The 19,404-nt window shown below is 67.0% G+C and carries 22 protein-coding genes; 14 read left to right on the top strand and 8 right to left on the bottom strand.

Annotation, left to right across the window (positions count from 1 at the left end; translation table 11 throughout):
* Positions 1–41: 41 nt before the first annotated feature.
* On the bottom strand, positions 42–1,301 hold the full coding sequence (locus G6N36_RS04415) for a competence/damage-inducible protein A (protein WP_163685267.1): 1,260 nt from the start codon (positions 1,299–1,301) through the stop codon (positions 42–44).
* Positions 1,302–1,359: 58 nt separating this feature from the next.
* Here G6N36_RS04415 and G6N36_RS04410 point away from each other — a divergent pair, with 58 nt between their 5' ends.
* Positions 1,360–1,746: a PaaI family thioesterase gene (locus tag G6N36_RS04410; RefSeq protein ID WP_163685266.1), complete on the top strand. Its 387-nt coding sequence runs from the start codon at positions 1,360–1,362 to the stop codon at positions 1,744–1,746.
* Positions 1,747–1,753: 7 nt separating this feature from the next.
* Here G6N36_RS04410 and G6N36_RS04405 read toward each other — a convergent pair whose 3' ends face one another.
* The gene (locus tag G6N36_RS04405; RefSeq protein WP_163685265.1) at positions 1,754–3,097 is read right to left on the bottom strand and encodes a pyridoxal phosphate-dependent decarboxylase family protein; all 1,344 of its coding nucleotides are present in this window, start codon (positions 3,095–3,097) and stop codon (positions 1,754–1,756) included.
* Positions 3,098–3,136: 39 nt separating this feature from the next.
* Entirely contained in the window at positions 3,137–3,886 is a 750-nt protein-coding gene (locus G6N36_RS04400; RefSeq protein ID WP_163685264.1) for a glucose 1-dehydrogenase, read from the bottom strand.
* A gap of 78 nt (positions 3,887–3,964) precedes the next feature.
* Between G6N36_RS04400 and G6N36_RS04395 the strand changes: the two genes are divergently transcribed.
* The 7 genes from G6N36_RS04395 to G6N36_RS04365 all read left to right on the top strand — a co-directional run bounded on the left by G6N36_RS04395 (position 3,965) and on the right by G6N36_RS04365 (position 10,813).
* Positions 3,965–5,041, top strand: a complete 1,077-nt coding sequence (locus G6N36_RS04395; protein ID WP_163685263.1) for an NAD(P)H-dependent amine dehydrogenase family protein — start codon at positions 3,965–3,967, stop codon at positions 5,039–5,041.
* Positions 5,042–5,052: 11 nt separating this feature from the next.
* Complete coding sequence (locus G6N36_RS04390) at positions 5,053–5,820, top strand: HAD family hydrolase (protein ID WP_163685262.1); 768 nt, start codon at positions 5,053–5,055, stop codon at positions 5,818–5,820.
* An 11-nt stretch (positions 5,821–5,831) separates the two neighbouring features.
* On the top strand, positions 5,832–6,188 hold the full coding sequence (locus G6N36_RS04385; RefSeq protein WP_235689969.1) for a VOC family protein: 357 nt from the start codon (positions 5,832–5,834) through the stop codon (positions 6,186–6,188).
* A 103-nt stretch (positions 6,189–6,291) separates the two neighbouring features.
* Positions 6,292–7,425 carry a nitronate monooxygenase gene (locus G6N36_RS04380; protein ID WP_163685260.1) on the top strand — a complete coding sequence of 378 codons (1,134 nt, stop codon included), beginning with the start codon at positions 6,292–6,294 and terminating at the stop codon, positions 7,423–7,425.
* Positions 7,422–7,871, top strand: a complete 450-nt coding sequence (locus G6N36_RS04375) for a hypothetical protein (protein ID WP_235689968.1) — start codon at positions 7,422–7,424, stop codon at positions 7,869–7,871. The genes G6N36_RS04380 and G6N36_RS04375 overlap by 4 nt, the downstream gene beginning before the upstream one ends.
* Positions 7,872–7,953: 82 nt before the next feature.
* Positions 7,954–8,547, top strand: coding sequence for a TetR/AcrR family transcriptional regulator (locus G6N36_RS04370; protein ID WP_163685258.1), 594 nt, complete (start codon positions 7,954–7,956; stop codon positions 8,545–8,547).
* Complete coding sequence (locus G6N36_RS04365) at positions 8,540–10,813, top strand: molybdopterin-dependent oxidoreductase (protein WP_163685256.1); 2,274 nt, start codon at positions 8,540–8,542, stop codon at positions 10,811–10,813. Before G6N36_RS04370 ends, G6N36_RS04365 begins: the two co-directional genes overlap by 8 nt.
* Positions 10,814–10,821: 8 nt before the next feature.
* On the opposite strand, the gene G6N36_RS04360 is transcribed toward G6N36_RS04365, so the two are convergent.
* Entirely contained in the window at positions 10,822–11,445 is a 624-nt protein-coding gene (locus G6N36_RS04360) for a hypothetical protein (RefSeq protein ID WP_163685254.1), read from the bottom strand.
* Between the two features lie 231 nt (positions 11,446–11,676).
* Between G6N36_RS04360 and G6N36_RS04355 the strand changes: the two genes are divergently transcribed.
* Positions 11,677–12,921 (top strand): cytochrome P450, encoded by a 1,245-nt coding sequence (locus G6N36_RS04355; RefSeq protein WP_163690400.1) that lies wholly within the window; start codon positions 11,677–11,679, stop codon positions 12,919–12,921.
* Here G6N36_RS04355 and G6N36_RS04350 read toward each other — a convergent pair.
* Positions 12,914–13,213 carry a hypothetical protein gene (locus G6N36_RS04350; RefSeq protein WP_163685252.1) on the bottom strand — a complete coding sequence of 100 codons (300 nt, stop codon included), beginning with the start codon at positions 13,211–13,213 and terminating at the stop codon, positions 12,914–12,916. The two genes, G6N36_RS04355 and G6N36_RS04350, sit on opposite strands and share 8 nt — an antisense overlap.
* Before the next feature lie 111 nt (positions 13,214–13,324).
* Between G6N36_RS04350 and G6N36_RS04345 the strand changes: the two genes are divergently transcribed.
* The 5 genes from G6N36_RS04345 (at position 13,325) to G6N36_RS04325 (ending at position 16,403) form a co-directional block, all read left to right on the top strand.
* Positions 13,325–14,113, top strand: coding sequence for a helix-turn-helix domain-containing protein (locus G6N36_RS04345; RefSeq protein ID WP_163685250.1), 789 nt, complete (start codon positions 13,325–13,327; stop codon positions 14,111–14,113).
* Positions 14,114–14,144: 31 nt separating this feature from the next.
* Positions 14,145–14,567, top strand: coding sequence for a lipoprotein LpqH (locus tag G6N36_RS04340; protein ID WP_163685248.1), 423 nt, complete (start codon positions 14,145–14,147; stop codon positions 14,565–14,567).
* 2 nt (positions 14,568–14,569) lie between these two features.
* Entirely contained in the window at positions 14,570–14,944 is a 375-nt protein-coding gene (locus tag G6N36_RS04335) for a nuclear transport factor 2 family protein (RefSeq protein WP_163685247.1), read from the top strand.
* A 65-nt stretch (positions 14,945–15,009) separates the two neighbouring features.
* Entirely contained in the window at positions 15,010–15,732 is a 723-nt protein-coding gene (locus tag G6N36_RS04330; protein ID WP_163685245.1) for a FadR/GntR family transcriptional regulator, read from the top strand.
* A complete protein-coding gene (locus G6N36_RS04325) occupies positions 15,729–16,403 on the top strand; it encodes a sterol desaturase family protein (protein ID WP_163685243.1) in 675 nt (224 codons plus the stop codon). Before G6N36_RS04330 ends, G6N36_RS04325 begins: the two co-directional genes overlap by 4 nt.
* Before the next feature lie 8 nt (positions 16,404–16,411).
* On the opposite strand, the gene G6N36_RS04320 is transcribed toward G6N36_RS04325, so the two are convergent.
* The 3 genes from G6N36_RS04320 to G6N36_RS04310 form a co-directional block, all read right to left on the bottom strand.
* Positions 16,412–17,149, bottom strand: a complete 738-nt coding sequence (locus tag G6N36_RS04320) for a L,D-transpeptidase (protein WP_308205906.1) — start codon at positions 17,147–17,149, stop codon at positions 16,412–16,414.
* Between the two features lie 123 nt (positions 17,150–17,272).
* Complete coding sequence (locus tag G6N36_RS04315) at positions 17,273–17,890, bottom strand: Pr6Pr family membrane protein (protein WP_163685241.1); 618 nt, start codon at positions 17,888–17,890, stop codon at positions 17,273–17,275.
* The gene (locus tag G6N36_RS04310; RefSeq protein ID WP_179964709.1) at positions 17,887–19,299 is read right to left on the bottom strand and encodes a DUF7159 family protein; all 1,413 of its coding nucleotides are present in this window, start codon (positions 19,297–19,299) and stop codon (positions 17,887–17,889) included. The genes G6N36_RS04315 and G6N36_RS04310 overlap by 4 nt, the downstream gene beginning before the upstream one ends.
* Positions 19,300–19,404 lie beyond the last annotated feature (105 nt).

The following is a 19,404-nucleotide window of genomic DNA, read 5'->3' as shown; positions in this document are numbered from 1 at the left end:
CTCCTGCCGAGCAGCGTACGTCATCGCGCCGACCCGGCATCTCACGCCAGCGCACGGCGCAACAGATGCATCGCGACGGTCGTCGACCTCTCACGGACATCGGACCGGTTGCCGGGTAGCCGCATCCTGCGCACGTCGGTGGTGCCGTCGGCGAGCTTCACGCAGAAACACACCGTGCCCACCGGCTTGTCCTCGGAGCCGCCACCCGGCCCGGCGATCCCCGTGATCGCGATCGCGGTGTCGGCGGCAAACCGGCGCAACGCCCCCTCGGCCATCGCCTCGGCGACATTTTCCGACACCGCGCCGTGCGCTTCGATGAGTGCCGGGTCCACGCCGAGAAGTTCGGTCTTGGCCTCGTTCGAGTACGACACCACTCCCCCCGCGACGTACGCCGACGAGCCAGGCAGATCCGTCAGCCGGGCCGCCACCAGGCCCGCCGTGCAGGATTCGGCGGTAGCGATCGTCCGTCCGGCCAGCAGCGCCGCAACCTGGTCGTCGACGGTGGCGCCGTCCTCGGAGAAGATCTCGCCGCCATGGCGCTCGTGCAGCAGCCTCATCAGGTCGGCGTACACGGTGGCCGCGTCCGGTTCGTAGCGGGTCACCATCTCGATTTCGCCGCGCCGCAGGCAGGTGGTGATCTCGAGCCGTTCGAACCCGCCGATGTGCGCTTCGGCCTCGCGCAGCGTGTCGGCGAGTCCCGATTCCGGCAGACCGAACATCCGCACCATCTCCTGGTGGTACGTCGTCCGGCCGGCGATCGCCTCCTGCACCGCAGGCGTTTGCAGAGCCGACGGCCACATCGGCTGCAACTCGCGCGGCGGGCCGGGCAGCACGACGACCGTCGGTTTCCCCGGTACGACGACGCCCGGGGCGGTGCCGACCGGATGGATGACGTGGGCACCCTCGGGTACCAGAGCCTGCTTGCGGTTGGCTGCGCGGACCGCCTCCAGATCGACGTTGGGGAAGCGCGCCATCAGGCGCTGCACGATGCCGGCGATCTCGACCTCGAGCTCGTTGTCCAACACCAACTCTCGGCCGCAGAACCGGGCCACCGTCGCTACCGTCATATCGTCGGCGGTCGGGCCCAGACCCCCGCTCGTGACGATGAGGTCCACACCCTCGTCGGCGAGGAACCGCAGTTGCGCCTCGATGTCGGCCGGCCGGTCCCCGCAGATGGTGATGTGCGCGAGTTCGACACCGAGCTCGAGGAGTCGGTCGGCGATCCACGGCCCGTTGCGATCGGTCACCCTCCCGGTGAGGACTTCGGTTCCGGTCACCACGATGCCCGCGCGTGCACTCACGCCGTACGACATTACGCATCGCGGACGTGGGACACGAAGGGCGGTAATGTCGTTCCGCATGACTGCGCCGAGGTCGCTGCGGGAGCTCTTCGATCAGCTCGGCCTCGCCGAGGTCCCGTCGACCGACGACAGCGTGATCATGGAGATGCCCGTCGACGAGCGCACCGTCAACACCGCGGGCGGACTGCAGGGCGGGTTGATCGCCACGATGGCCGACGTGACCGCGGGCCAACTCGCCGCCCGGGCCACGCCGTTCGGGCACGCGATCGCCACGACGGATCTCTTCATTCGCTATCTGCGGCCGATCAAGGTCGGGCCGGCCCGCGCGATCGCGCGCATCCTGCGCACCGGCAAGCGGTCCGTCGTCGTGCAGGTGGACATCTACCGCGCCAACGACGACCAGATCGGTGCCACGGCGACGGTCAACTTCGCCGCGGTCGACTGATCGGCGCTTATTCGGTGCGGGCCAGCACCTGGCGGACGATGTCGAGCGTCGTCGCCGGGTGGAGGAAAGCGAAGCGGCCGACTGTCTCCCCCTCCCATTTGGTGGGCGGAATGAACGCCACCTCGTCCTCGTGCAGTCGCTGCGCCCACGCGTCGTAGTCGGCGGCGTTCCAGCCGAGCCGGCGGAACAGCACCACGCCGAGATCCGGCTCGCGGATCAATTCCAGTTGGGGTGCGGCGTGGATCAGCTCCGCGGTCTGACGTGCGAGCGCCGCGGCGACCTCGATGGCCTGCCGATAGGCCTCCAGGCCGTACACCGCGAGGGAGAACCACAGCGGCAATCCCCGCGCCCGCCGCGTGAGGTGATACGCGTAGTCCGACGGATTCCACTCACCGGTCGAGGTGTGGATGACGTCGAGATACGACGCGTCTTGAGTGTGGGTCGCCCTTGCCAGCTCGGGATCGCGGTACAACAGCGCACAGCAGTCGAACGGCGTGAACAGCCATTTGTGGGGATCCAGGATGAACGAGTCGGCCTGCTCCAGCCCGATGTACTTCGGTCGCAGTGACCGGGCGAAAATGCCGGAACCGCCGTATGCACCGTCGACGTGGAACCACCAACCACGTTCTCGTGCAAGCGCTCCGACGCCGGCAAGGTCGTCGATGATGCCCGCGTTGGTCGTCCCGGACGTGCACACCACAGCGGCGATGTTCTGTGCGTCGGCGGGCACCGCCGCACGGACAGTGTCGGCGGTGAGCCGGTGATCCGGCGTCTCGACCACGAATGCGTCCATCTCGAGCAGCCGCAGGGTGTTGACGATCGACGAGTGCGCATCGGATCCGACCACCACCCGCAGCCGGCCGGTCGCACCACGTTTCTTCGCGGTCTCGCGCGCCACCGCGAGTGCCGACAGGTTGCCCGCCGAGCCACCTGAGACGAAGCATCCGCCCGATGTCGTCGGCATGCCGGCTTCGTGCGCGATCACGCGCAGCACCGAGTTCTCGGCGGCGATCGCGCCCGAGGCCTCCAGCCACGAGATGCCTTGAATCGACGCGCATGACACCAACATGTCGAACGCCAGACTGGCTTTCGTCGGCGCCGCCGGAATGAAGCCGAGGAAGCGCGGACTGTCGGCGGAGATGACGCTCGGGGCGATCACCGAGGTGTAGACGCCAAGTACCTCATCCGGCGGTCGCGGCGTCTCGCGGATCACTCCGTCGAGTCGGTCGTACAGCTCGTCGATCGTCAGCGTGCCCTTGTCGAGTGGGACCGGGCTCATACGCAGCCGGTTCTCGGCGTAGGCCAGCACACTGCGGAGCATGTTCTCGGTTTTCTGGTCGACTTCATGCATGGCTGAAGTCTGGCACCGGTGCGCCCCGGCGGAGCGGGATTAACCCAGCGGCAGCGGCTTGTGCGGAACGTCGGTCACCAGTCCGCCGTCCATGACGAACTCGGCGCCCGTCGCGAACGACGACTCGTCGCTGACCAGGAACACGACGAACGGCGCGACCTCTTCAGATTGGCCGGGCCGCCGCAGCGGCGCGGTGACCATGTCGTCCGGGAAATGCTTGGTCATCGGGGTGCGAATGAAGCCCGGATGAATCGAGTTGACCCGGATGTTCTTGGGGCCCAGTTCGATCGCCGCCGACTTGGCCAGTCCGCGGACCGCCCACTTCGATGCGACGTAGGGGTGCACCATCGGTGCGCCGCGCAGTCCCTCGATGGACGACACGTTGATGATCGAGCCGCCGCCCGCCTTCTTCATCTCGTCGACGACGGCCTGCATGCCCAGGAACGTCCCGGTCAGGTTGACGTCGATGACCTGCTGCCATTTGGCCATGTCGAACTTGCCGATCTGGCCCAGCGCGACGATCGCGGCGTTGTTGACGAGCGCGGTGACCTTGCCGAAAGCCTCGACGGCGACATTGACCGCCGCTTCCCATTGCTCGGCATCGGTGACGTCGAGGTGGACATAGCGCGCGGCGTCACCCAGCTCATCGGCCAGTGCCTTGCCCTCGTCATCGAGGATGTCCCCGATGACCACTTTGCCGCCCTCGGCGACCAGCGCCCTGGCGTGAGCGGCGCCCATACCGCGAGCTCCGCCACTGATCAGTGCCACTTTTCCGTCCACGCGTCCCATGGGGCGTCAGGTTACCGCACCACCTCGAGGAACTAGAACCTGTTCCAATTTCGGAGGGCAGCTTGCATACTGCTCGCCATGGCAATTCGCGTCGCGCTCCTCGGCACCGGCAACTGCGGCAGCCTGGCGCTGCGGCAACTGATCACCGACGCGCGCTTCGACCTGACCGGCGTGTGGGTGTCGACGGACGCCAAGGTGGGCAAGGACGCCGGCGAGCTCGCCGGCCTGGATGTCACCACGGGCGTCACCGCGACCAACGACCTCGAGGCCATCGTCGCCGCCAGGCCCGACTGCGTCGTTTACACCGCGATGGGCGACACCCGTCCCCGCGAGGCGTTGGCCGATGTTCGCACCTTCCTGTCCGCGGGCATCAACGTCGTCGGATCGAGCGTCGGCGCGCTGCAGTACCCGTGGGGACTGCTTCCCGACAAGGCCATCCAGAAGGTGGAAGATGCTGCGCGCGAAGGAGATTCGACTGTCTTCTTCACCGGAGTCGATCCGGGCTTCTGCACCGACCTGCTGCCTTTCGCGCTGGCCGGCACGTGCCAGAGCATCGAACAGATCCGCACGATGGAGATCGCCGACTACGCCACCTACGACGGTGAGACGGTGATGTTCGACGTGATGGGCTTCGGGAACGCGATCGGCGATCTGCCGATCCTGTATCAGCCCGGCGTGCTGTCCATCGCGTGGGGCACCGCCATCCGTCAGCTCGCCACCGGCCTCGGCATCGAGGTCGACGAGATCCGCGATTCCGTCGAACAGGAGCCGGCTCCCGAGGACTTGCACGTCGCCGTCGGCACGATCAAGAAGGGCACCGTCGCGGCGGTCCGCTTCCTGATCGAAGGCATGGTCGGCGGGAAGCCGGTGATCGTCGTCGAGCATGTGACACGACTGGACCCCGATCTGCGTCCGGACTGGGCCCAGCCCGCACATCCGGGTGGCTCGTATCGAGTCGAGATCACCGGTGAGCCTTCGTACTTCTGCGACATCGTGCCGATGAGCCGCAACGGCGGCGCCCCGTACGCGGCCATCCTGGCCGCCGCGGGCCGCATCGTGAACGCGATCCCCGACGTCGTCGCCGCGCCCGCGGGCATCCGGACGACGTTGGATATGCCGCTCGTGACCGGCAAGGGTGTCGTCGCAGCGACGTAGGCTGGGGCGCGATGACCGCGCAGCCCGTGGCCGAGGACCCCACTGCCGAGATCGCCGCAAGTGAGCCGGGGGCGCACGTCGGTGCCTTTTTCGACCTCGACGGCACCCTGGTGGACGGCTTCACCGCAGCGGCGCATGCCAGTGACCGTTTCAAACGCAGGCAGGCAGGCATCGGCGAGATCCTTGGGGTCTTCGAAGCGGCCATGCGTTACCGACTTCGCCGGATGCGGTTCGAACATCTGCTGACCAGGGCGGCGGGCTATCTCCGCGGCGAGAAGCTGGCCGACCTCGACGACATCTGCGAGCGAATCTTCGTCGACAGCCTGGCCGCCCGAGTCTTTCCGGTCATGCGCGAGATCGTCGCGGCGCATCAGGAACGCGGCCATACCGTCGTGCTCACCACCTCGGCAGTGACCATCCATGCCAACCCGGTCGCCCGCTACCTCGAGATCGACCACGTGCTGTGCAACCACTTCGCGCTCGACGGTGACGGCCGCCTGACCGGTCAAATCGAGAAACCCGTCGTTTGGGGGCGGAACAAGGCCAGCGCGGCAACGCGGTTCTGCGACGTCAATCAGGTTGACCTGCAACGCAGTTACTTCTACGCCGACGGCGACGAGGATGCGGTGTTGATGGCGATGGTCGGCAACCCGCGGCCGGTGAACCCGCGCCCGAAACTCGCCACGCTGGCCGCCGAACACGACTGGCCGGTCCTTCGCGTCGTCGGCAACCGCGGGCGACGGCGCCCGTCGCTGCGCAGGTTCGTCGGCTACGACTGACAGGAGCATCGGTGCCCGACAAATTCAATGACATCGCCGCGGTCATCGCGACCAGGGACTACGCCGCCGCCCGCGCCTGGTACATCCGGGTCGTCGGCCGCGAACCCGACCTGGAACCGATCGAAGGCGTCGGCGAGTGGCAGATCGCCGCGACCGCGTGGCTGCAGATCGTCGAGGATCACGACCGGGCGGGCAAGACGGCGGTGCGTCTCGGGGTCGACGACCTGGGGGCGCAGATCTCGGCACTGGAGGACGAGGGCATCGCGACCGGTGAACTCGTGGTGATCGCCGATCTGGTCAAGGTCGTCGACGTCGCCGATCCGGACGGCAACGAGGTTTCCTTCGTCGAGGACCTGACCGGCGAATAGCCCTCATCTGCCGGCAATACCCCCCGAACGGTCACAACCGCCCGACGACGTACTAAACTAGAACACGTTCCAATTCGTGATCCGGGCCCATCGAGGAGCAGTCATGCGCACCCCCATCTGCGACGAACTCAACATCGAGTATCCGATTTTCGCCTTCACCCATTGCCGGGACGTGGTGGTCGCCGTCAGCAAGGCCGGCGGATTCGGCGTGCTCGGCGCGGTCGGCTTCTCCCCTGAGCAGCTCGAGATCGAGCTGAACTGGATCGACGAGAACATCGGCGACCACCCCTACGGCGTCGACATCGTCATTCCCAACAAATACGAGGGCATGGACTCGGCCGACCTCGACCCCGAGGTGCTCAAGAAGACGCTCAACGACCTGGTGCCGCAGGAGCACATCGACTTCGCGAAGAAGGTGCTGGCCGACCACGGCGTTCCCGTCGAGCACAGCGACGACGACGCACTGCAGCTGCTCGGCTGGACCGAGGCCACCGCGACCCCGCAGGTCGAGGTCGCGCTGCAGCACCCGAAGTGCACCCTGATCGCGAACGCGCTCGGCACCCCGCCCGCCGACATGATCAAGCACATCCACGACGAGGGACGTAAGGTCGCCGCGCTGTGCGGCTCGCCGTCGCATGCGCGCAAGCACGCCGATGCCGGCGTCGACATCATCATCGCCCAGGGCGGCGAGGCGGGCGGACACTGCGGTGAGATCGGCTCGATCGTGCTGTGGCCGCAGGTCGTCAAGGAGGTCGCACCCGTTCCGGTGCTCGCCGCGGGAGGCATCGGCAGCGGTCAGCAGATCGCCGCGGCGCTGGCGCTCGGTGCGCAGGGAGCGTGGACCGGTTCGCAGTGGGTGGTGGTCGAGGAATCCGAGCACACCCCGGTGCAGCACGCCGCGTACGTCAAGGCCGAGAGCCGCGACACCGTGCGCAGCCGGTCGTTCACCGGTAAGCCCGCGCGGATGCTGCGCAACGACTGGACCGAGGCGTGGGAGAACCCGGACAACCCGAAGCCGCTGGGAATGCCGTTGCAGTACATGGTGTCCGGGATGGCGGTCGCAGCCACGCACAAGTACCCCAACGAGAGTGTCGACGTCGCGTTCAACCCGATCGGCCAGGTCGTCGGCCAGTTCACCAAGGTGGAGAAGTCCTCGGCCGTGATCGAGCGGTGGGTGCAGGAGTATCTCGAGGCGACCGCCACGCTCAACGAGCTCAATGAGGCTGCGTCTGTTTGATCGCCGCCGCGTGCGCCGGCTTTCTGATCGCCGTCCTGTGGATGGACCTGATCTTCGACAGTCAGGTCCTTCCACATCGCGGCGCTGACGTCCTGCCGGAGCCGGTGCTCGCGTCGATCTGCGGGTACTACCGCCGGGCCACGACGACATCGCGGCCGATGAGTTATCTCATCGCGTTGGTGATGGCGATCCTGCTGGGCGCGCTCGCCGTTCGGTTCCTCACCGGCGACGATCCTTGGTGGCTGATCGCGACCAGTGTCGTGCTGGCCGGCGGTCCGATCGCGTTGGCGATGGCGCGCACCGTTCGCAACGCCGTTCGTCTCGGGGCGCGCGCCGATGATCGCGCCGAACAGTCGCGGTTGGCGCGAGCGGTATGCGGTGACCATCTGGTGTGCCTGGCCTGCATGTCGGGCTTTCTTGCGCTCTGGCTGGCGTTCGCGGGCTGAATCCGCCGGCATCTAGGCGTTGTTTTGGCCCGGCGATTATGTAAGGTGTCATACATAGCCAGCCGGACGGAGGCCCACCCGCATGGTTAGTCCCCGCGAGCGGATGGTCATATCGGCCGCTCTCCTCATTCGCGAGCGCGGCGCCCACCCGACCGCCATCGCCGACGTGCTGGAGCACAGCGGAGCCCCGCGCGGATCGGCCTACCATTACTTCCCCGGCGGCCGCACCCAGCTGCTGTGCGAAGCGATCGACTACACGGGCGAGTACATCGCGGCGAAGATCGCCAAAGCCGAATCCGGCATCGACGCACTCGACAGGCTGTTCGCCGACTATCGAAAGCAGTTGCTGAAAAGTGACTTTCGCGCGGGGTGTCCCGTCGTCGCCGTCAGTGTGGAGTCGGGTGACCCCGAGAAGCCCGACGCCGCCGCGGCGGTGATCGAGCGGGCGGCCGCGGCCTTCAGCCGATGGACGGACCTCATCACCGCCCGGCTGATATCGGATGGCGTCCCCACGAGGCGCGCCGCCGAACTCGCCATGCTGACAACCACATCCGTCGAAGGCGCGATCGTCGTCGCGCGCGCTTCTCGAGACGTCACGGCTCTCGACCTCGTTCATGGCCAGTTACGCGCCCTCGTGCTGGCCGAGACCTCGGAAAGGAAATCCGGAGATGACTAGCGAGAATGTCGCCGCCGTAGCGGCTCCAGAAGGTTGGCATCCGACCGCGTGCATCCTCTGCGAGTGCAACTGCGGGATCGTCGTCCAACTCGATGGCCGCAAGCTGGCGAAGATCCGCGGCGACAAAGACCATCCCGCCTCGCAGGGATACACCTGCAACAAGGCGCTACGGCTGGACCACTACCAGAACAATCGCAGCCGACTGACCTCTCCCATGCGCCGACGTCCCGACGGTAGCTACGAGGAGATCGACTGGGACACAGCGGTCACCGAGATCGCGGCGGGCTTCAAACGCATCGCCGACACCTACGGTGGCGACAAGATCTTCTACTACGGCGGCGGCGGGCAGGGCAACCATCTCGGCGGCGCGTACAGCGGCGCATTCCTCAAGGCGCTCGGCTCGCACTACCGTTCCAATGCGCTCGCCCAGGAGAAGACAGGCGAAGCGTGGGTGGACGCCCACCTCTACGGCGGCCACACGCGAGGAGAGTTCGAGCACGCCGAAGTATCGGTGTTCATCGGTAAGAACCCGTGGATGTCGCAGAGTTTCCCGCGGGCGAGAACGGTGCTCAACGACATCGCCAAAGACCCCGAGCGCGCCATGATCGTCATCGACCCGGTGATCACCGACACCGCGAAGATGGCCGACATCCACCTGCGGGTGCGACCAGGCACCGACGCGTGGGCGTTGGCGGCCCTGGCCGCGGTGGTCGTGCAGGAAGACCTGTGCGATAAGGAGTTTCTCGCCGAGCACGTCACGGGGGTCGACCCCGTGCTGGAAATCCTGCGCACTGTCGACGTCGCCGACTATGCGCTGCGGTGCGGCGTCGACGAGGAATCGATTCGCGCGGCGGCACGTCGGATCGGCGCCGCCAAGAGCGTGTCCGTGTTCGAGGATCTCGGCATCCAGCAGGCACCCAACAGCACACTGTGCTCGTATCTCAACAAGCTGCTCTGGATCCTGACCGGAAATTTCGCGAAACGCGGTGCCCAGCATCTACATTCGTCTTTCGGCCCGTTGTTCCGTCACACTCCCGACGTCGGCCGCACACCGGTCACCGGTGCCCCCATCGTCGGCGGGCTGATCCCCAGCAACGTCATACCGCAGGAGATGCTGGGCGATCACCCGGACCGGTTCCGAGCCATGATCGTCGAGAGCAGCAATCCCGCCCATTCGCTGGCGGATTCCCACGCGTGCCGCGAGGCGTTCAGCGCGCTGGAACTGATGGTGGTGATCGACGTCGCGATGACGGAAACCGCGCGGCTGGCCCACTACGTGCTGCCAGCCGCGTCGCAGTACGAGAAGGCCGAGTCGACCTTCTTCAACCTCGAATTTCCGCACAACACCTTCCATTTGCGCCACCGATTGATGGAGCCACTCGAGGGAACCCTCCCCGAGCCGGAAATCTGGGCCCGCCTGGTGCGGGCGCTCGGCGTGGTCTGCGACGAGGAGCTCGAACCGCTGCGGCGCGCCGCGGCCGAAGGTCGCGAGGCATTCACCGTCGCCTTCCTGCAGGCTGTCGGCGCTAGTCCGATGCTCGGCAAGGTACTCCCCTACGTGCTGTACGAAACGCTGGGACCCACGCTGCCCGAAGGACTTTCGGGAGCCGCGGCACTGTGGGGGCTCGCGCAGAAGGCGGCCATGACCTATCCAGAAGCGGTGCAACGGGCCGGGCACGCCGACGGCAACGCGCTGTTCGACGCGATCTTGTCGAACCGCTCCGGCGTCACGTTCACGGTGCACGAGTACGACGACGACTTCGCGTTGATCACGCACGCCGATAAGAAGATCGCGCTGGCGATGCCGGAGATGCTCGACGAGATCCGCGGTCTGTCCGACGCGCAACCGCACTTCACGACACCCGACTTCCCCATCGTGCTGTCCGCCGGCGAACGTCGCGCCTACACGGCGAATGACATTTTCCGCGACCCGACGTGGCGAAAGCGTGACGCCGACGGCGCGCTGCGGGTCAGCCTCGAGGACGCCGAGGCACTCGGCCTGGTCCACGGTGCGCGGGCCCGCATCATCACCGCGGCGGGCAGCGCGGAAGCGAGCGTCGAGATCAGCGAGGCGATGCTGCCGGGCCACGCGTCACTGCCCAACGGGTTCGGTCTCGACTTCGTGGACGGGGAGGGCCGGGAACACGTTCCTGGCGTGGCGCCGAATGCGTTGACGTCGTCCGACTGGCGTGATGCGTACGCCGGCACACCGTGGCACAAGCATGTGCCCGCCCGGATCGAACCGGTCGCCGTTCTAGGCGGCTGAGGAGTCGACTAGGGCGTCGGGACGGGAACCACCGGCGCGGGGGCCACGGGAGCGGGCGCGGGAACCGCCGGCGGCGGAACCGCAGCAGGCGGCGGTGCATCTGGAGCGGGTGGGGGTGCCGCGGGCAGCTGCTGCGCCGGATTCGCCGAGAGCCCCGGCGGCGGTGTGGCGTTGGCATTCATCGGCCGCTGCGTCAGCAGGAGCAGAGCGTCCTTACCGCTGACCTCCTGCGTCTGTACGGCATGCCAGAGGTCGCGGAGGTACGAACCCCCGGTGTTCGGGGGCGGCGACATGCTGGTGCCCGGCGGTAGGTTCTCGGGGCTGGCCAGGTGCGGCACCTCCGCGGGTGGTGCCACATCGCCCGGGATGGGCGCGGCAGCCGGCGTTTCCGGTGCAGCAGGCGCGGGGGCAGCCGCGGGTACGAGGGGTGCGGGCGCAGCGAGGGGCGCTGCCGGCGGCGCCGCAGGAACAGGACCCGGGAGAACGGGTGCGACGACCGCGGGGGGCGCGGGAGGCGGTACGGGAACGCCGGGATCGGCCTGCGCCGTCGTCGCTCCCGCCAGCAGCGCAGCGAGTGTTCCCACACCCGCGAGGGCCACTGTCGCGGCCTTCACCTCAATGTCGATTCCCACCGGAGCCCCCTTCCGCAAGTTGGACCGAATCCCGTCTAACGAATGCTTCAGTTTGATCGTCAAAATTGTTACACCTGGGTCCCGAGTGAACAACCGGACAAATTAGTAGCGGCTGTGGGAACACGTTCTACTTCGGAGTATCTGTAACCGCCCGCAGCAGTTCCCAACTGTGGTGTAGCAATGGATTGCCGGCCTAGACAACGTCATATGAGCGATGCTGAGGATTTCCTGATGCCAACTCCGAACCTTCCGCCTGGATTCGACTTCACCGACCCCGACATCTACGCGGAGCGGCTGCCCGTCGACGAGCTCGCCCACATGCGGAAGGTGGCCCCGATCTGGTGGCAGAAGCAGGAGCGGGGCAATCTCGCGTTCGGCGACGACGGGTTCTGGGTGGTGACCAAGCACAAGGACGTCAAGGAGGTGTCGCGGCGCAGCGACGTCTTCTCCTCCAACAAGAAGACCGCCCTGCCCCGGTACCGCGACGAGGCCGACCCAGAGTCGTTGGAGGGCGGCAAGGTAGTCCTGCTCAACCAGGACGCGCCGCATCACACCCACCTTCGCAAGATCATCTCGCGGGCGTTCACGCCTCGCGCGATCGAGTCGCTGCGCGACGAGCTGCGCCTGCGCGCCGCCGATATCGTCAAACGGGCGGCGGCCGAGGGTTCCGGCGATTTCGTCGAGCAGGTGTCGGCCGAGTTGCCGCTGCAGGCGATCGCCGGGCTGATGGGCGTCCCCCAGGACGACCGGATGAAGCTCTTCCACTGGTCGAACCAGATGGTCGGCGACCAGGACCCCGAATACACCAGGAACGACCCGACGGCCGCGTCCGTCGAACTGATCATGTACGGCATGCAGATGGCGGCTGATCGCGGTAAGAATCCCGGCGACGATCTCGTCACCAAGCTGGTACAGGCCGATGTCGAGGGCCACAAGCTCACCGACGACGAGTTCGGCTTCTTCGTCATCCTGCTGGCGGTGGCCGGGAACGAGACCACCCGCAACTCGATCACCCAGGGCATGATGGCGTTCACCGAATTCCCCGACCAATGGGAGCTTTTCAAGCGGGAGCGGCCCGCGACGGCTGCGGATGAAATCGTCCGCTGGGCCACACCGGTCACCTCCTTCCAGCGCACCGCGCTGGAGGACACCGAGCTGGGTGGCGTCCAGATCAAGAAGGACGACCGCGTCGTGATGTTCTACCGGTCGGCCAACTTCGACGAGGAAGTGTTCTCCGACCCCTACACCTTCAACATCCTGCGGGATCCCAACCCACATGTCGGCTTCGGCGGCACCGGAGCCCACTACTGCATCGGCGCGAACCTGGCCAGGATGACCATCGACCTGATCTTCAACGCCATCGCCGACGAAATGCCGAACCTGAGGCCGATTTCGGCGCCTGAACGCCTACGGTCCGGCTGGCTCAACGGCATCAAGCACTGGCAGGTGGACTACACCGGCGCCGGTGCTACCTGACCGGATAGTCGACCAGCGAACGCCAGTAGTCCTCGGGGATCTCGACGTTCGACCGCATCGCGATGGCGAGTCCGGTCGCCATCGCGATACCGAGCAGGCCCAGCCACAGGCCTGCCAGCGCGATGACGACCCACGCGATCGCAGTGACCGTCGGCCATGGGGACAGCAGCACCAGCAGTGGGGCGAAGAAGAACCCGGTGCCGATGTACCACGACGAACCGGCTCGATCGGCGATCAGCACGACGTGCAGCCACCGCGGGATCGGGCGGTCGACGGACGGTGCGGTCCGCATGATCGTTCTCCTCTGCTCGACTGTCACCATCGACCCTTCCCGTCCCGGGTAAGTGGCGCAATTACCTGACGGGTAATCGCTACGGGCGCGTCGGTGCGCGACACTGGGCCGATGATGACCGCCGCTGTGCAGACGCCGCCGTTCGGCACGATGATGCGCGATTGGCGGCAGCGGCGGCGGCTGAGCCAGCTGGACCTGGCGATCGAGGCCGACGTGTCCGCGCGCCACGTCAGTTTCATCGAGACTGGCCGCTCGAGTCCGAGTCGGGCGATGGTGCTGCGCCTCGCCGAGGTGCTCGACATTCCGCTTCGCGAACAGAACCAGTTGTTGATGGCTGCCGGACTCGCCCCGGTCTACAGCGAGCGGTCCCTGCACGATCCGGACATGGCAGCCGTTCGCGACGGCGTCGAACGGATGCTCAGCGCATACGACCCCTTCCCCTGCGTCGTCGTTGACCGGGGTTGGCAGATCGTGCATGCGAACGCGGGTGCCGGTCTCCTGCTCGAGGGCGTCGCGCCGAGTCTGCTCGAGCAGCCGAACGCGCTTCGCATCTCGCTGCACCCCGACGGGCTCGCGCCGCGAATCCGCAACCTCGCACAGTGGCGCCACCACGTCATCGAGCGGCTTCGCCGTGAGGCCGCGGTGAGCGGGTCGAGCGACCTGTCAGCGCTGCTGGCCGAAATAGACGCCTTTCCAGGCGGATTCGACGCCACCCGCGATCTCGGCGGTGTCGCGGTACCGCTGGAGCTTTACAGCCAGCAGGGGCAGCTGCTCACGTTCCTGTCCACGGTGACGACATTCGGCACGGCGCTCGACCTGACCGCAGCCGAACTGTCCATCGAGGCGTTTCTGCCCGCCGACGAGGCGACCGCCGCCGCGCTCGCGGTGAAATGCCCATGACGGACCGTCAACCGCAATAGAGTCATCCGACATGGACAATCGACTTGTCGCGACGGTCGCCGTTGCGCTCGCCGCCGCAGCAGCAGGGTGTTCACCGCCGCCGGCCGCACTCGGCGGCACCACCGCGAAGGTGACCATCGACGGCAAGAACGCAGCCGAGGCGCAAGCCGTGGTCTGCACGCAAACCGGGTGGATGTGGAACATAAAGACCCCCGGTGAGCCGACCAAACTGACGGCGTTCCTGAACAGCGAGGGCGGCGACGTCACGGTCCAATCCGTCGATTTCCGCGATCTCGGCGGGTTCACCGGAACGTTCTGGGACGGCCGTGTCGGCAAGGCCGAGGTGACCGGCCAGGGCGGAAAATTCACGATCACCGGCGAGGCCGATGGTTCGTTCAAGGACAATCCGAGCAATGCGGTGACGGCGACGTTCCGTATCGAAGCCAACTGCTGAACGTGGGGCACCCGTTCCGCGCGGCCATCGAAGCCAGAGATCTCGACGCTGCCGTCGCGTTGCTTCGCGAGGACGTGGTCTTTCGTAGCCCTGTCGTGTTCACCCCGTACGAGGGGCGAGAGGCCCTGAGGCAGATCCTCGCCGCGGTCATCGACGTTTTCGAGGACTTCCGTTACATCCGCGAGATCGGTGCCGCCGGTGCGGCCGACCATGCCTTGGTGTTCGAGGCCAGGGTGGGCGACAAACAGGTGCAGGGCTGCGACTTCATCCACGTCGACGCCAACGGCCTGATCGACGAGTTCACGGTCATGGTGCGGCCCCTGCAGGCGATGCTCGCGCTGGCCGAGGCGATGAAAGCGCGACTCGCCGCAGGATAAGTAACTGGTCTGACCAACTGGTCTGACCACTTGACCTCTGGCCACTTGCCTGGCACTGTGGCGGCATGGCCCTGCAACCGGTGAACCGCCGCTCGGTGCCCGAGGATGTGTTCGAACAGATCGTCGCCGAGGTGCTGAGCGGCGAAATGCAGCCCGGCGAGTCGCTGCCCAGTGAGCGCAGGCTCGCCGAGGTGCTCGGGGTATCGCGGCCCGCCGTGCGCGAGGCGCTCAAGCGCCTCACCGCGGCTGGTCTGGTCGAGGTGCGTCAGGGCGACGCCACCACGGTCCGCGATTTCCGTCGCCACGCCGGCCTCGACCTGCTGCCCCGTCTGCTCATCCGCGCCGGCGAACTCGATGTGTCCGTCGTGCGCAGCATCCTCGAGACCCGCTTACACAACGGGCCCAAAGTCGCCGAACTCGCCGCCCAGCGGCGTACCCCCGAACTCGCCGGAATCCTCGACGAGGCCCTGCTTGCCCTGGCCGCCGAGACCGACCCCGTCGAGCGGCAGCGGTGCGCACTGACGTTCTGGGACCATATAGTCGACGGTGCGGACTCGATCGCACTCCGGTTGATGTACAACACGCTTCGCGCCACCTACGAGCCCGCGCTACCTGCCCTTGCCGCGGTCATGGCCGACGAGGTGGGGCGCCCGCAGGCCTACCGCGAGTTGGCCGATGCGATCGCCGCCGGCGACTCTGCGCGGGCCAGACAAGCCGCACACGATCTGCTCGAACCCGCGACGACCGCGCTTCTGTCCGCCCTCGATGACCTCAAGGACCAATCATGACCACCGCCGCCGCACGTACCGCACGCAAGAAGATGACCCTGCGCGACGCCGCCCGACAATTCCTGAAGTACCCCTCCCCCTGGATGATCGGCGCTGTCCTCGTCGTCGCGGTGGTCGCGCGGGTCATCGTCGGCGACTGGCAGCTCACCGACGCCGTCGTACCCCTGGCGATCATGGCGGTGTTCCCGTTCTTCGAGTGGATGATCCACGTGTTCATCCTGCACTGGCGCCCGAAAAGGGTGGGCCGGCTCACGATCGACCCGCTGCTGTCCAGGGAGCACCGCGCCCACCACGTGGATCCGCGCAGCCTGCCCCTGATCTTCATCCCCTGGAAATCGCTTGCGACATGGGTACTTCCGCTCGCAATCGGAACCGCACTGCTGGCGTTCCCCCGGCTCGGGCTGGGCCTTACCTTCCTGATGTGCATCGCAGTCGCCGGGCTGGTCTACGAGTGGACCCATTACCTGATCCATACCGACTACAAGCCCAAAACCGCTGTCTATCGGTCGATTTGGCGCAATCATCGCAACCACCACTACAAGAACGAGCACTATTGGTTCACGGTCACCAGTTCGGGCACCGCAGACCGCGTGCTGCAGACGTACCCCGACCCGGCCGCGGTGGAGAACTCACCGACGGCGAAGAAACTGCACGCCGAGGTACCGGCCTAGCGGAACGCTTACGCCTCGACGATGATCGGATCGCCGATCCGAACCGTGTTGTAGTACCAGTCCGCGTTGTCCGGGCTGAGGTTGATGCAGCCGTGGCTGACATTCGCATAGCCCTGGGAACCAGTCGACCACGGCGCGCCATGCACGTAGACACCGCCCCACGTGACACGCACCGCGTCGTAGACGGTGAGCTTGTAGCCCTCCGGATCGTCCAGCGGGATGCCGATCGTCCGCGAATCCATGATCACGACCGATTGCTTCTCGAGTGCGGTGAAGTTTCCGGTCGGTGTCGCAAACCCGTACTTGCCCATCGACGCCGGCATTTCGCGCATCACCTCACCATCCACGCTGACGGTAAAGGTGTGATTGCTGATGCTGGCGACTCCGACCGTGGCCGACCCGGTCTGAAAATTCGCCTTCGTGCCATCGAAGGACAGCGCAATCGTGCTGTGCGCCGGCCAGAACTCCGTCGGATTCCATTGCATGACATGGTCATTGAGCCAGCTGAACTCACCCGCAGGCGTGTCCGTCGACGTGATCTCGAGGCTCCGCTCCGCCGCCGCGCGATCCGCGATGCGCCCCGCGAAGGTCACGGTGACCGGATGCGCGACACCGACTGTCATGCCGGACGGCGAGATGCTGACCACGTCAGCCGGAGTGGTGACACCGGCGGACACGGTCGCAACGGAGCCCGACAGGGCGGCAACCATGGCCGCGATCACGGCCACGAATCGAAGCTTCAGCACACTGTCATCCTAGTTCGTCCGGGAGAGTCAGCGAGGTAGCCGCAAGTCCCACGGGCCGCCGCATGTCGTCACCAATATTGTTTTCCATGTCGACAGATCATCGAATCCGCCGCTCAGAACGTTTCAAACGGCATCGATTCGCGCGGGTGTAGCGAGCCGGTTCACTGCTAGCAACGCATAGCCGACGGCGAGCACACCGCCACCCAACACACTGACGTTGAGCAGCACCGTAGCCACGCCGACGCTGGCGGGATCCAGGAAATAGTAGGGCGCGCGGCGGCCGGCCTCGTTGAGAATCACGACAGCCACCACGACATAGAGCGCGGGATATGCCAGCCAGGCCATCGGATGCCACCAATGCACCCGTCCCTGCCCACGCCCGACGAGCAACCAGTCGCTGACCGCCAGGACCGGCACGACGACGTGCAGCAGGAAGTTCGCGACCGTGTAGCCCATGCTGCGTTCCGTCAACAGCAGATTCCACACGACCCCGGCGATCAAGACATAGAGCACCACTGCTCCGCGGAGCCCCACCCGGGCGTCGGCGCGTGGCGAGGCCAGAGTCCACAGGTAGTACGCCGCGGCAAGGATGTTGACCTGATAGGTGAAGGTGATCAGCCGCCACGTCACGCCGGAACGCGAGGAAAGCTCGACGGCCACCAGCGCGATGAGCACCGCGGCCACGATCGAGACTCGCAGCACCAGACGCAGAACCGCGGGACCGGTGACAGCAGCCGTCACTGAGGCGGCAGCAGCGGCGCCTCCGGTGGCGGCGCAGGGGCGTCGGGCGGCACCGCAGCGGCTTCGGGCGGCGGCGCGGGCGGAGCGCCCGGCGCCGGAGGTGCCCCCGCGGCGGCGGGCACGGGTGCCTGTGGTGCGGGGGCCTCGTCGTTGCCGCCGATGTTCGACAGCCGGTCCCTGAGCCGGGTCAGCAGGCCTGGGCGCTGCTGCACCGGCGTGGGCTGCGCGGGGATCAGACCCGGTGCGGGCGGCACGGCTGCGGGCGGCAGCGCTTCGATCGGGGTGACGGGCGGGGGCAACGCGGGAGCCTCCGGAACGGTGGCGTCGATTGGGGCGGCCGACGGCATGCCGTCGGCCGGCAGCGTCTCCGGAATATCGGCGGGGGCGGCCCCGGGCGGTGCAACCTCGACGGGTGGCGCTTCCGGCGGAGGAACGGGCGCCGGTGCGATCGGAATCGGGACGGCCGCAGTCGGCGCGGCGGGGAGGGCGGCGCGGGCGGCGGCCGACGCGACGTCCGGGGACGTGTTGGCCGCGGGCCGAGGCTCTGGCGCGGCGATGTCCCGCTCCGGCGTCACCTCGAGGCTGACGGCCACGGACACCGAGACGACGAAGGTCACTGCACCCGCCACGAGCATGGCCAGCGGGCCGGTCGTCCCGTGCTGCCTGCGGCGCTCGCTGGGCGCCCGCTCACCGATACGGGCGATCTCCAGGACCTCCGAGTTGTGCGCTGACGCGAGCGCGGCGCCCCTGGCCAATGCGAGCTCGGATTCGGCCGGAACGTACACCGGCACCCCCAGGATGTCCTCGAGCCGCGGCACGACGCCGTGGAGTTCACTCCCGGAACCGACGACGACCAACGCCTCGGGACGCCAGTCCGCCCGCGCGAAGACGGCACTCAACCACCGGAGCAACGCCTCTTCGGTGTCGATCGCATGGTTGACGGCAGTCTGCACGGCGCCCTCGCCCGAATGAACGATCAGCGTGATCACCGTTTCGGGCTCGATCACACACACCGCGGTCACTTCGTATCCGATGACCTCGGCTATTCCCCATGCCAGGGCTTCCGTCGCCTCGGGCAGCCGGATGGGCACGACGTTGTCAAAACCGCGGTCGTTCAACGACTTCAACAGCAATGAGGCCTCAGCGTCGGCGCCCTCACTCCACGTCACTCCAATGGAGTGCAATCGCTGACCACGGGTTGCCGCGATCGCCTCGGTCCGCAGCACGGCGGCGGCGGCCTTCTCCGAGGTGTCGAACGGCGTCGCATGCCGGCCGGAAACGATTTCGAAGGCTTCGCGGTCGACCGTCGAACCGTCGGCGTCCTGCCCTTCGACGAGCACGAGACCGACGGCGGACGGTGTCACCGATAAGCCGAGTACGGCGTCCATACCACCCTTCCGGACGTCCATCTGTTCGGGGTGACCTTACCCGCGGCCGCGTGAGCTGGCTCACCGGGCGGGGGTCCCGGCGGCCGCGCGAAGGTCTTCGTACGTTCTCTGCGGTGTGCTGTGCCG

It is taken from the genome of Mycolicibacterium gadium, assembly GCF_010728925.1.
Taxonomy (GTDB): Bacteria; Actinomycetota; Actinomycetes; order Mycobacteriales; family Mycobacteriaceae; genus Mycobacterium; species Mycobacterium gadium.
This window is presented reverse-complemented; position numbering and strand designations above follow the sequence as displayed.